This is a genomic window from Crenobacter oryzisoli (assembly GCF_030385785.1).
Lineage (GTDB): Bacteria > Pseudomonadota > Gammaproteobacteria > Burkholderiales > Chromobacteriaceae > Crenobacter_A > Crenobacter_A oryzisoli.
The window spans coordinates 1-12,484 of the sequence record NZ_JAUEDK010000035.1; the positions used below are offsets into that span (position 1 = coordinate 1).

General features: G+C 64.3%; 10 protein-coding genes and 1 rRNA gene. 10 read left to right on the plus strand and 1 reads right to left on the minus strand.

Translation table 11 applies throughout. From position 1 onward, the window contains the following. Positions 1 to 202: 202 nt before the first annotated feature. Positions 203 to 317 (plus strand): 5S ribosomal RNA (gene rrf, locus QU481_RS16675). A 385-nt stretch (positions 318 to 702) separates the two neighbouring features. On the opposite strand, the gene QU481_RS16680 is transcribed toward rrf, so the two are convergent. Further along, positions 703 to 1,803, minus strand: a complete 1,101-nt coding sequence (locus tag QU481_RS16680) for a polyamine ABC transporter substrate-binding protein (RefSeq protein WP_289831159.1) — start codon at positions 1,801 to 1,803, stop codon at positions 703 to 705. Between the two features lie 444 nt (positions 1,804 to 2,247). Between QU481_RS16680 and QU481_RS16685 the strand changes: the two genes are divergently transcribed. From QU481_RS16685 to QU481_RS16725, 9 genes are all read left to right on the plus strand, one after another. Beyond that, positions 2,248 to 2,784: an RNA pyrophosphohydrolase gene (locus QU481_RS16685; protein ID WP_289831160.1), complete on the plus strand. Its 537-nt coding sequence runs from the start codon at positions 2,248 to 2,250 to the stop codon at positions 2,782 to 2,784. Positions 2,785 to 2,903: 119 nt separating this feature from the next. Further along, positions 2,904 to 4,868 carry a DNA topoisomerase IV subunit B gene (gene parE, locus QU481_RS16690; protein ID WP_289831161.1) on the plus strand — a complete coding sequence of 655 codons (1,965 nt, stop codon included), beginning with the start codon at positions 2,904 to 2,906 and terminating at the stop codon, positions 4,866 to 4,868. A 128-nt stretch (positions 4,869 to 4,996) separates the two neighbouring features. Beyond that, a complete protein-coding gene (gene hemE / locus QU481_RS16695) occupies positions 4,997 to 6,061 on the plus strand; it encodes a uroporphyrinogen decarboxylase (protein ID WP_289831162.1) in 1,065 nt (354 codons plus the stop codon). A gap of 416 nt (positions 6,062 to 6,477) precedes the next feature. Next, positions 6,478 to 8,646: a primosomal protein N' gene (locus tag QU481_RS16700; RefSeq protein ID WP_289831163.1), complete on the plus strand. Its 2,169-nt coding sequence runs from the start codon at positions 6,478 to 6,480 to the stop codon at positions 8,644 to 8,646. A 1-nt stretch (position 8,647) separates the two neighbouring features. Next, complete coding sequence (gene dacB, locus QU481_RS16705) at positions 8,648 to 10,051, plus strand: D-alanyl-D-alanine carboxypeptidase/D-alanyl-D-alanine endopeptidase (RefSeq protein WP_289831164.1); 1,404 nt, start codon at positions 8,648 to 8,650, stop codon at positions 10,049 to 10,051. A gap of 50 nt (positions 10,052 to 10,101) precedes the next feature. Further along, positions 10,102 to 10,359 (plus strand): glutaredoxin 3, encoded by a 258-nt coding sequence (gene grxC, locus QU481_RS16710; RefSeq protein ID WP_289831165.1) that lies wholly within the window; start codon positions 10,102 to 10,104, stop codon positions 10,357 to 10,359. 87 nt (positions 10,360 to 10,446) lie between these two features. Then, entirely contained in the window at positions 10,447 to 10,893 is a 447-nt protein-coding gene (secB, locus tag QU481_RS16715; protein ID WP_289831166.1) for a protein-export chaperone SecB, read from the plus strand. 3 nt (positions 10,894 to 10,896) lie between these two features. After that, positions 10,897 to 11,337: an SH3 domain-containing protein gene (locus QU481_RS16720; protein WP_289831167.1), complete on the plus strand. Its 441-nt coding sequence runs from the start codon at positions 10,897 to 10,899 to the stop codon at positions 11,335 to 11,337. A gap of 99 nt (positions 11,338 to 11,436) precedes the next feature. Continuing rightward, complete coding sequence (locus tag QU481_RS16725; RefSeq protein WP_289831168.1) at positions 11,437 to 12,441, plus strand: NAD(P)H-dependent glycerol-3-phosphate dehydrogenase; 1,005 nt, start codon at positions 11,437 to 11,439, stop codon at positions 12,439 to 12,441. Positions 12,442 to 12,484 lie beyond the last annotated feature (43 nt).

Sequence of the window (12,484 nt, forward strand, 5' to 3'; positions counted from 1 at the left end):
TAGGTCGGGTGTGGAAGCGCTGTGAGGCGTTAAGCTAACCGATACTAATTGCTCGTGAGGCTTGATCCTATCATTTGAGGTACTTCGTGGTGTGAAGTACAGGTGATGTGCGACGAGACGCAATCAATTACCAAGTAACGCTTGAATTCAATACGGTGACGTGACAACGGCACCGGGCTTCGACAGTTTGTACAAGTTAATGTCTGGCGGCCATAGCGAGGTGGTCCCACGCCTTCCCATCCCGAACAGGACCGTGAAACGCCTCTGCGCCGATGATAGTGTGGCATTCGCCATGTGAAAGTAGGTCACCGCCAGACTCCCCACACCACAAGCCCAGCTCATAGAGCTGGGCTTTGTGCTTTGTAGTGGCGGAAAGCCCGGCGCGTTCTGCTTCCTGTACGCCCCGTGCTTTTGAAGGGGGCTTGTCCTCGGTTGTGACTCTTCCAGGCATCCTATTTCGAAGTGCACCCGCTGCGCCGTGTCGCAGTGCCGCCGTCACAATCCTCCATCACCGCCTGCTAGCCAGCATGCTGCCACTCGGATTGGCTTGCCTTCAAAACCTTGCCCCGTCTTGCGGGGAGGGGCGGGTGGCTATGTGTCTGTTAATTGGCCATTCACAATGTTGTAAGGGCAATTTCTATCGCCAATCGCATGAAATAAAAAAGGTCGGCGATGCCGACCTTTTGATGATTCCGGAATGACTTACTTTCCGGTTTTGAACTCCTGCCACAGGCGTGTGCTGAGGCGCTGGATCTTCGGATCGAGCGCTTTGACCAGGAAGCCGGTCTTCACGTCTTCGGCCGACGGGAAGATCGAACGGTCGTGCAGGTATTTCGGGTTGATGAATTGGCGCGCCGGCAGGCTGCCTGGGGCGTAGGTCACCGTATTGGAGTTGTTGGCTGCAACCTTTGGGTCGAGGTTGTAGTTGATGTACTTGTAGGCATTATCGAGATTCTTCGAATCTTTCGGGATCACCATGCTGTCGATCCACAGTTCGACGCCTTCCTTCGGCACCAACACGTCGACCTTCACGCCGTTCTTCGCATCGGCGGCGCGGCGCTTGGCGATGTTAAGGTCGCCGCCGTAGCCGAGCACCAGGCACAGGTCGCCGTTGGCGACTTCATTGATATAGCCCGAAGAGGAGAAGCGGGTGATGTAGGGGCGGATGCTCTTGAGCAGCTTGGCCGCTTCCTGGTAATCGGCCTCATTGTGGCTGTTTGGGTCCTTGCCGATGTACTTGAGGGCGATCGGGAACACCTCGGACGGGGCGTCGAGGATGCTGACGCCGCAGGATTTCAGCTTGGAGACGACCTGAGGATTGAACAGCAGGTCCCACTGCTTGGCCGGCAGCTTGCCACCGAGCGCCTTGCTGACCTTGTCCGGGTTGATGCCGATGGTGTTGATGCCCCAGAAGTATGGTACGGCGTATTTGTTGCCAGGGTCGGCCTGTGCGATCATCGACATGATGGCCGGATCGAGGTTCTTATAGTTGGGGATCTTGCTCTTGTCGAGCGGCTGATAGAGGCCTGCCGGGATCTGGCGGGCAAGGAAGGTGTTGGACGGTACGACGACATCGTACCCGGTCTTGCCGGTGAGCATCTTCGCCTGCAGGATCTCGTTGCTGTCGTAGACGTCGTAGCGGACCTTGACTCCGTTTTCCTTCTGGAAGTTCGGGACGGTGCTCTCGGCGATGTAGTCCGACCAGTTGTAAATGTTCAATTCTTTGGTCGGCGCGGCCAGTGCGCTGCCGCTTGCGACGACCAGGGCGCTGCTTGCTGCAGCCAGTGCCACAAAACACTTCATCTCTTCTATTCCTCCGGTTTGCCTCGATTCAGTCGGCTTGGCGCGCCGCCTGTCATACGGTGGGGCATCATTCGTCTTGTTGGTTCAGACGTTCAAGATGTTGAAATAATTAAACAGAACTTGCTCGCCAGCACAAGCACTTTTTGCTGCTGTCTGTCGAAAGGCTCCGGTTCTACATACGAGTTTGCCAATGCAGATCGGGGTAGCTAAATGTCATTCAATTATGTGCCGATTTTTATGAATTTTAAATGGGTTGAAAAAGAGAGGTTTGAACCCGGCGCTTAGTCCATGCTCTTGCCTTCCATGTGGCGGTAACTTATTGATTTATATTGATATGTATAATTTATTGAACATGGAGAATGAGCGGATGGCACAGGGGCGGATGGCACCGGAGGGCGAAATGTGCAAAAATTTCGTTAATCAACGAAATTTTGCAGGTTTCCTATGCTGGACCGGGACGGCTACCGCCCGAACGTCGGAATCATCCTCACGAACCACCGCAACGAGGTGTTCTGGGGAAAGCGGGTGCGTGAGCATTCGTGGCAGTTTCCGCAGGGCGGCATCAAACCGGGCGAAAGCCCCGAAGCAGCGATGTATCGCGAGCTGCTCGAAGAAGTGGGGCTGCTGCCCCAACATGTGAAGATCCTTGGCCGCACCCGTGACTGGCTGCGTTACGAGGTGCCAACTCATTGGGTGCGGCGCGAGTGGCGCGGCAGCTACAAAGGCCAGAAGCAGATCTGGTTCCTGTTGCGGTTGACCGGGCGCGAGAGCGACGTGTGCCTGCGCGCGACCAGCCACCCCGAGTTCGACGCGTGGCGCTGGCACGACTACTGGGCGCCGGTCGACGAGGTGATCGACTTCAAACGCAATGTCTACGAACTGGCCTTGCTGGAGTTGTCGCGCTTCCTCAAGGGCGTGGAGTCGCGCCATGATTTCCTGGAGCGCCAGCACCCGTCGTCTAGCGGGAGCGCGCAGGACTGACCGGGGGCATCCGCAACTTTCTTGTTTTTTCGTCCGGTTTCGGCCAACCTTGCTTGGCCCGCCGGGCCTGACACGCCCTTTCATTCGGGCGTGTTTTCATTTCTGATCGCCGACACAGCATGACACAACAGTATGACGAATCTTCCGTCCGGGTGCTCAAGGGCCTGGAGCCTGTCAAAGAGCGTCCGGGCATGTATACCCGAACCACCGATCCGACTCATATCTGTCAGGAGGTGATCGACAACGCCGCCGACGAGGCGCTCGGCGGCTACGCCAAGAAGATCGCGGTGACCGTGCACAGCGACGGCTCGTTGTCGATCGAGGATGACGGTCGCGGCATCCCGGTGGGCCTGCATCCGGTCGAGAACGTGCCGGTGGTGGAGTTGGTGTTTACCCGACTGCACGCAGGCGGCAAGTTCAACAAGAAAGACGGCGGCGCCTATGCGTTTTCCGGCGGCCTGCACGGCGTTGGTGTATCGGTGACCAATGCGCTGTCGACTCGGCTGGAAGTCGAGGTGAAGCGCGACGGCGGGGTGTTCCGCATCGTGTTCGCCGGCGGCGACGTTGTCGAGCCCTTGACCCGTGTCGGCGACTGCGGCCCGCGCACTAGCGGCACCCGGGTGCGGGTGTGGCCGGACGGCAAGTATTTTGAGAGCCCGCGCTATTCGATGCCGGAGCTGGAGCGGCTGTTACGCGCCAAGGCGGTGCTGCTGCCGGGCGTGGCGGTATCGCTGACGGTGGAGAAGGCCAGCGGCGATGAGGTGAAGCAGTGGCAGTACCCGAACGGGCTGAAGAGTTATCTGGTTGAGCTGTTCGACGGCGACGAACCCGTGGCGCCGGTGTTTGCCGGCGAGTCCTATATCGGTCCTGAGCACGACAGCTTTGCGCCGGGCGAGGGCGCGAGCTGGGCGCTGGCCTGGTTCGACGAGGCGGCCGGCGGCGAGAGCTATGTGAACCTGATCCCGACCCCGGTCGGCGGCACCCACGAGGCTGGGTTGCGCTCGGGCGTGTTCGAGGCGGTGAAGAGTTTTATCGAGCACCACAACCTGCTGCCGCGCGGGGTGAAGGTGCAGGCCGAGGACGTGTGGAGCCGGGTGCGCTTTGTGCTCTCGGCGCGGGTGCTCGATCCGCAGTTCCAGGGCCAGACCAAGGACAAGCTGACCAGTCGTGACGCGCTGAAGCTGGTGGCAAGTGTGAGCCGCGACCCGGTGGAGCTGTGGCTGAACCAGAACGTCGAGGCCGGCAAGAAGATCGCCGAGCTGGCGATCCGCCAGGCGCAGAGTCGACTCAAGTCGGTGAAGAAGGTCGAGAAGAAGAAGGGCTCGGGCGTGGCGGTGCTGCCGGGCAAGCTGACCGATTGCGAGAGCGAGGACATCGAGCGCAACGAGCTGTTCCTAGTCGAGGGCGACTCGGCCGGCGGTTCGGCGAAGCTCGCGCGCGACAAGGAATACCAGGCGATCCTGCCGTTGCGAGGCAAGGTGCTGAACAGCTGGGAGACGCACAAGGACCAGTTGTTCTCCAATGCCGAGATCCACGACATCGCGGTGGCGATCGGCGTCGACCCGCACGGACCGAAGGACAGCCCGGACCTGTCGGGGCTGCGCTACGGCAAGATCGCGATCCTGTCCGACGCCGACGTGGACGGCTCGCACATCCAGGTGCTGCTGCTGACGCTGTTCTTCAAGCATTTCCCGCGCCTGATCGACGCCGGCCATATCTACATCGCCCAACCACCGCTGTTCCGCGTCGACGTGCCGGGGCAGGGCAAGAACCGCCCGCCGAAGAAGCTGTATGCGCTCGACGAGGACGAGATGGAGGCGATCCTCGACCGGCTGCGTAGCGAGAACGTGCGTGAGGGCAGCTGGAGCATCAGCCGCTTCAAGGGCTTGGGCGAGATGAACCCGGAGCAGCTGAAGGACACCACCATGCATCCGGATACCCGCCGCCTGTCGCAGGTACGGGTGCGCAACGGCGCGCACGAGGCGACCGTCGACACCTTCGTGATGCTGATGGGCAAGGGTGAGGCAGCCAGCCGGCGCAGCTGGATGGAGGCGCGTGGCAACGAGGTGGAGGCAGACGTCTGAGGTGTTCGGCTAACCTTGACGCAACGAAAGCGGCTCTCGGGCCGCTTTTTTGCTGCGAGGTCGCTCCCGGCGGGAGGTCGGCTGCTCAGGTATAATTGCGGCCAAACAGATAAAAGGATGATCGCACCATGACGTCGCTGAAGAACGATACCTTCCTGCGTGCCCTGCTCAAGCAACCGACCGACTACACCCCGATCTGGATGATGCGCCAGGCCGGCCGCTACCTGCCGGAATACCGCGCCACCCGTGCGAAGGCGGGCAGTTTCATGGGCCTGTGTACCAGCCCGGAATTCGCTACCGAGGTGACGCTGCAGCCGCTGGAGCGCTTCCCGCTCGATGCGGCGATCCTGTTCTCCGATATCTTGACCGTGCCGGACGCTATGGGCCTGGGCCTGTACTTCGCCGAGGGCGAGGGGCCGAAGTTTGAGCGCCCGCTGCGCGACGAGGCGGCGATCCGCGCGCTGGAGGTGCCGCACATCGAGGACAAGCTCAAGTACGTGACCGACGCGGTAGCGAGTATCCGCAAGGCGCTGGACGGCCGCGTGCCGCTGATCGGCTTCTCCGGAAGCCCGTTCACGTTGGCTTGCTACATGATCGAGGGCGGCGGCTCAAGCGACTTCCGCCACGTGAAGGCGATGCTGTACAGCCGCCCGGAGCTGCTGCACCACATCCTCGACGTGAACGCGCGCGCGGTCATCGACTACCTGAACGCCCAGATCGCCGCCGGTGCCCAGGCGGTGCAGATCTTCGACACCTGGGGCGGCTCACTGACGCAGCCGGCTTACCGCGAGTTCTCGCTCGCTTACATGCAACAGATCGTCGCCGGCCTGACCCGCGAGACCGAAGGCCGCCGCGTGCCGGTGATCGTGTTCACCAAGGGTGGCGGCCAGTGGCTGGAGGACATCGCCGCGATCGGCGCAGATGCGGTCGGCCTGGACTGGACCACCGACATCGGCCAGGCGCGTGCACGTGTTGGCGACAAGGTGGCGCTGCAGGGCAATTTCGACCCGAATGCGCTGTTCGGCAGTCCGGCGGCGATCGAATCGGAAGTGGCGCGTATCCTGGCCGCCTACGGCCACGGTTCAGGTCATGTGTTCAACCTCGGCCACGGCATCTCGCAGTTTGCCGACCCGGCGCATGCCGGTGCCCTGGTCGAGGCGGTGCACCGCCTGTCACGCCCCTATCACGCTTGAGGCGATACCTGCCCGATTGGCTTTTGTCGGGCAGGTAGTGCGTTGTCCTTGCAGCTAAGTCACTGATCGGCTTGGGGTAGAGGGTCTGCCCCAGTCGTTTTCAATGGGTTTTTGTATCCATTTTGACTGGGTGTTGACAGACTTTTGCCGAATTGTTCTCACGGTTATGCACAAGCGGGATCAACTCGGATTATTGCTGTCAAGAAGTTGCTGCAATTTTTTTGAACAATGAGTAAGTGCTTGATTTTTAATGGTTTTTACGTTTGCCCATTTTTTGGGCAAGCTAACGGCAAGGCCGTGCCGCCTGCCTTGAGCCGATAGATTCAGCGTTTGTCCACAAAGTTATCCACAGCATTTGTGCATACCCGGCGCAAAGCCTTGCCTGTTCGGCATCTCGGCTAGGAGCTCCCATCGGCATGAGCAACAAGGTCTCGGTCCAGGTCGCGGTCAATGTGCCGCTTTCAATGACGTTCACTTATCTTGCAGATAAGCCGTTGCCGATCGGGTGCCGGGTCAGGGTACCGTTTCGTGGCGGAGAGCAGACCGGGGTTGTGGTGGATGACCAACAGTCGGCCGACGTGCCCGCGCACAAGCTCAAGCACGTCGAATCCTGCCTGGACGAGATCCCGCCGCTGCCAGCCGATTTCCTCGAGCTGATCCGCTTCACCGCTCAGTACTACCGTCACCCGATCGGCCAGGCGCTGTTCGCTGCCTTGCCCGGTCCCTTGCGCCGCCCGCAGCCGGCGCGCTGGCCCGACGAGCGCGGTTGGCAGCTGACGCTGGCGGCCCACGATACCGAGGGGCCGCCACCGCGGCAGAAGGCGCGCCACGCGCTGTGGCACGCGCTGGCCGAGCCGCTGGCCTACCAGCAGGCCAAGGCGATCACGCCGCAGGCGCCGGCGCTGCTCAAGCAGTGGTTGGCCGAAGGGCTGGTCGAACGGGTCGACGCCGAACCGCCGTTGGTGGTCGCCGAGGGGCCGACCCTGAACGACGAGCAGGCGGCGGCGGTCGAGGCGGTGGCCGGCAGCTTCGGTAGCTTCGCGCCGTGGTTGCTCAACGGCATTACCGGCAGCGGCAAGACCGAGGTGTACCTGCGCCTGATCGAGCGGGTGTTGGCGGCCGGGCAGCAGGTGTTGGTGCTGGTGCCGGAGATCAACCTGACCCCGCAGCTGGTCGAGCGCTTTGCGCGGCGCTTCCCCGCCACGCCGCTGGCGGCGCTGCACAGCGGCCTGGCCGACGGCGAGCGCCTCGCCGGCTGGCTGGCTGCCTGGCGCGGAAGCGCCGGCATTGTGATCGGCACGCGCCTGGCGGCGTTCACCCCGCTGGCGCGGGTCGGTCTGATCATCGTCGACGAGGAGCACGACGGCTCGTTCAAGCAGCAGGACGAGCTGCGCTACCACGCCCGGGATCTCGCGGTGTGGCGCGCCCGCCAGGCTGGCGTGCCGATCGTGCTGGGTAGCGCCACGCCGAGCCTGGAGAGCGTCGCCAATGTCGAGGCCGGTCGCTACCGCGAACTGAGCCTGACCCGCCGAGCCCACGGCGCAGCCGCGCTGCCGACGGTGCGGCTGATCGACATCCGCCGCCAGAAGCTGCTGGACGGCCTGGCCGAGCCGGCAATCGCCGCGCTGCGCAAGCGGGTAGAGCGTAAGGAGCTGAGCCTGGTGTATGTGAACCGGCGCGGTTATGCGCCTGTGATCGCTTGCACCGAGTGCGGCTGGCTGTCCGGCTGCCCCCACTGCTCGTCGCGGCTGGTATGGCATGTGACCGACCGGCGGTTGCACTGCCACCACTGCGGTTACCACGAAGCGCCGCCGCGTGCCTGCCCGGACTGCGGCAACAGTGATCTGAAGCCGATGGGCCAGGGCACCCAGCGCATCGAGGAGGCGCTGATCGCGCTGTTGCCCGGTGCGCGGGTGCTGCGCATCGACCGCGACACGGTCGGCCGCAAGGATGCCTGGGAGGCGATCTACCGCAAGGTGCATGGCGGCGAGGTCGATGTGCTGATTGGCACCCAGATGCTGGCCAAGGGTCACGACTTCCCGGCTTTGTCATTGGTGCTGGTGCTCAATGCCGACGGCGGCCTGTATTCGGCCGACTTTCGCGCCAGCGAGCGGCTGTTCGCGCAGCTGTCGCAGGTGGCTGGTCGGGCCGGGCGCGCCGACACGCCGGGCGAGGTGCTGGTCCAGACCCAGTGGCCGGAGCATCCGCTCTACCAGGCATTGGTTGCGCATGATGTGGCCGGCTTCGCCGCCCAGCAGTTGGCTGAACGGCGTGAAGCGGGTTTTCCGCCGGCGGCGTTCCAGGTGGCGGTGCGCGCCGATGCCCGGACGCTGGAGGAAGCGAGCGCCTTTCTCGACGCCGCTGCCGCCTTGGCCGAGCCGCCCGAGGGCGTGACGCTGGCCGGGCCTGCGCCAGCGCTGATGATGCGGCTTGCCAACCGTGAGCGCGCGCATCTGCTGGTCGAGTCGCCGCAGCGTGTTCGCTTGCACACCTTTCTCGACGACTGGCTGCCGCGGCTGGCAGGATTGCAGCAGGCGCACCGCCAGGTGCGCTGGTCGATCGACGTGGACCCGCAGGATTTCTGATATGCAACGATGGATGGGCCGGCTGGCGGCCGGTGTGCTGGTGCTGTGTTCCGGTATGGCGCAGGCGCTCGACCTGCATGGCTTGAAACCTGGCGAGGTGGCGGTGTGGGCGGCCCCGGTGGAGGGGGGGGCACCGCTCGTCGAGCATCGCGCCGATGCGGCGATGAACCCTGCGTCGACGATGAAGCTGGTCACCTCGTACGCAGCGCTGGGCCGGCTCGGCCCCGGCTACCGCTGGACCACCCGGCTGGTGTCGGCTGCGCCGATTGTCGACGGGGTGCTGCAGGGAGATCTCTACTGGGTCGGCAGCGGCGATCCGCGCTTCGACCAGCGCGACCTGATCGAGCTGGCCGGCGAGCTGCGCCGGCGCGGCATCCGCGAGATCGCCGGGCGGCTGCTGCTCGATCGCTCGGTGTGGAGTGGTACCGGTCGCGCCGACGACTTCGACGGCGATGCGGAGCGCGCCTTCATGGTGGCGCCGGACCCGCAGCTGACCAATCTGAAAGTAGCGTGGCTGGCGTTCTACAACGACGAACTCGGTCCGCGCGTCGCGCTCGACCCGGCACTGCCCGGGGTGAGCCTGTCGGCCAAACTGAGCGATGGCGGTGCCGGCGCCTGCGGCGACGTACGCAATAGGGTGGCGATCCGCACCGCCGGCGACAGTATCAGCGTGAGCGGCCAGCTGCCGCAGGCCTGCGACGGTGCACGCGCCTTCGTTAACGTGCTCGCTCCAACCGAATTCGCCCGGCAGAGCTTCGCCGCCGCCTGGCGGGAGCTGGGCGGGACGGGACCGGCCGGCTTTGGTACCGCTGTCGCGCCGGCCGGTGCGCCGGTGCTGGCGAGCCACGACTCCGAGCCCTTGCTCGATACGCTCTACTACACCAACAAGTACAGCAACAACACCATGGCGCGTACGCTGTTCCTGACGCTGGGCCACGAGGAGGCGCCGGGCAGCGACACGCCGGCTGCCGCCGAGCGCGCGGTAAGGCGCACCCTGGTCGAAGCAGGCATCTCCGACGCGCCGCTGGTGCTGGAGAACGGTGCCGGCCTGTCTCGCCGCGAGCGGGTGTCGGCGCGGCTGCTGGGCCAGGTACTGCTGGCCGCCGCGCGCGGACCGTATGCCGGGGAGTTCATGGCCAGCCTGCCGATCGCCGGAGAGGACGGTACGCTGAAGAAGCGCTTCGCTGACGTCGGTTCGCGCCTGCGAATGAAGACCGGCACCCTGAAGGACGTGCGCGCGCTGGCCGGCTACTGGCTGGCGCCCAGCGGGCAGCGGCTGGCCATCGTGGTGATCGTCAACGGGCCGCGGGCCTTGCAGCAGACCGCGGCGATGGACGACATCGTCGCCGACCTGATCGCCCAGGCCGGGCCGCATTGCTGCGCCGGCATGGCGGGCGGACAGTGAGCTGGCACAGCCGGTATAATCGGCCAGAAGCCTGAATAGCGAGAGTTGTGATGAAACCCGTCAAGATGTATACCACCGCCGTCTGCCCGTACTGCCAGATGGCCAAGCGCCTGCTGGCGACCAAGGGCATTGCCGAGATCGAGGAAATCCGCATCGATCTGAACCCGGCCGAGCGCGACACCATGATGCAGATCACCGGTCGCCGCACCGTGCCGCAGATCTTCGTCGGCGATACCCATGTCGGCGGCTTCGACGACCTGTCGGCGCTCAATAGCGCCGGCAAGCTCGATGTGCTGTTGGCCGACTAGCGGCTGTCACAGGGCCGTGCGATGATGGCCGTTTCACCCGTTAACCCGTCCCGTGCCGTCGGCGCGGGTCTTCTTGAGAGTTAAAGCATGAGCGAACAACAAGAGCTGCAACCGGTCTTCTCCATCGAGAAAATCTACGTGAAGGACATGTCGCTGGAAGTGCCGAACGCCCCGGCGGTGTTCCTGGAGCAGGCACAGCCGGAGATCGACATGCAGATCGCGTCGGAAGGCAAGCCGGTTGAAGAAGGCTTCTACGAGTGCTCGCTGACCGTCACCGTGACTGCCAAGCTGCCGGACAACAAGACCATGTTCCTGGTCGAAGTGGCCCAGGCCGGCATCTTCCAGATCCGCAATGTGCCGCAGGAAGACCTCGACCCGATCATCGGCGTGGCCTGCCCGAACATCCTGTTCCCGTACGCCCGCGAAACCGTGTCGAACGTGGTGAACCGCGCCGGCTTCCCGCCGGTGCTGCTGTCCCCGATCAACTTCGAAGCGCTGTACATGCAGCAGCGCGGTCAGGTCGCCGAGGCGTAAGCCATGAAGCGCCTTGCCGCCGCCGCGCTCGCACTGGCGCTGATCGCGCCGTTGGCCCACGCACTGGAATTCCGCTCGGTGAAGGAGACCGGCGTCGCGCTGTATGAGTCGCCGTCGATCACCGCGAAGAAACTGTTCGTGGTCAGCCGTTACTACCCGGTGGAAGTGCTCGGTACGCAGAAGGAGTGGGCGCGGGTGCGCGACGCCACCGGCGGCATCGCTTGGATTCCGGCGGCGGCGCTGTCGACGCAGCGCTGGCTTCTAGTCACCGCCGAGCGTGCGTCGGTGCACGCGTCAGCGTCGGACACGGCGCCGGCGAACTTCATCGTGCCGAAGGACGGTGTAGTCGAGCTCGTCGAGCTGCCACGGGCCGGCTGGGTGAAGGTGCGCCACCGCGACGGCAGCGAGGGCTACGCGAAGATCAGCGATCTGTGGGGGCTGTGAGCCTCGTCGATCGTCAGCAGTCAACGGGCCGCGTCTAACCGGCCCGTTTTTTGCACCCTGCCGCCTGGTGCGCAGGGGCGTTGTAAACAAGGAGTGCGAGTGAAGCTTGCCGTCTTGGGAGCCGGTGCCTGGGGTACCGCGCTCGCGATCGATTATGCGCGCGACCACCAGGTGACACTGTGGGCGCGCAATGCCGAGCAGGTGGCTGAGATGGCCGACAGCCGGGTCAACACCCGCTACCTGCCGGACGCCGAGTTCCCGCCGTCTCTGGCGCTCAGCGCCGACCTCGCCGATGCGGTGGCGGGTGTCGAGCTGATCCTGTTGGTGACGCCGATCGCCGGCTTTCGACCAACCTTGCGTGCCTTGGCCGCGACCGGCCAGCCGGTGCCGCCTATCCTGTGGGCGTGCAAGGGCTTCGAGGCAGGCAGTGGCCTGTTGCCGCACCAGGTGTTGCTCGAAGAGCTGCCCGGTCTGAAAGAGTTCGGCGTGTTGTCCGGGCCTAGCTTCGCTCGCGAGGTGGCGCTGGGGCTGCCGGCGGCGGTGACGGTGGCTTCGCACGACTATGCCTTTGCCAAGCGCATTGCCCGCGAACTCAACAGCTCACGGCTGCGACTCTATGCCAACGACGACCTGATCGGTGTCGAGGTCGGCGCAGCGGTAAAGAATGTGATGGCGATCGCTACCGGCGTTGCCGACGGGCTGGGGTCCGGCCTGAACGCCCGCGCAGCGCTGATCACCCGGGGGCTTGCCGAGGTGACCCGGCTGGTGGTGGCGCTGGGCGGCAAGGCCGAGACGATGATGGGCCTGGCCGGCATGGGTGACCTGATCCTCACCTGCACCGGCGCGCTGTCGCGCAACCGTCAGGTGGGCCTGAAGCTGGCCGAGGCGAAACCGCTGGCGGTGATCCTGCAGGAGCTCGGCCATGTCGCCGAGGGGGTCCCGACCGCCTATGAGGTGCAGCGGCTGGCGCGCGAGCTGAACGTGGCGATGCCGATCACCGACGCAGTATGCCAGTTGCTGTCCGGCAGCGCCGATCCGCAACGAGTGGTGGCGGGGCTGATGGCCCGCGAGCCGAAGTCGGAGTCGGGCGACAGTCTGAGCTAGCCGCCGCCGGCCAAGCCCCCTGGCATTGTTGTTCTGCCTTGCC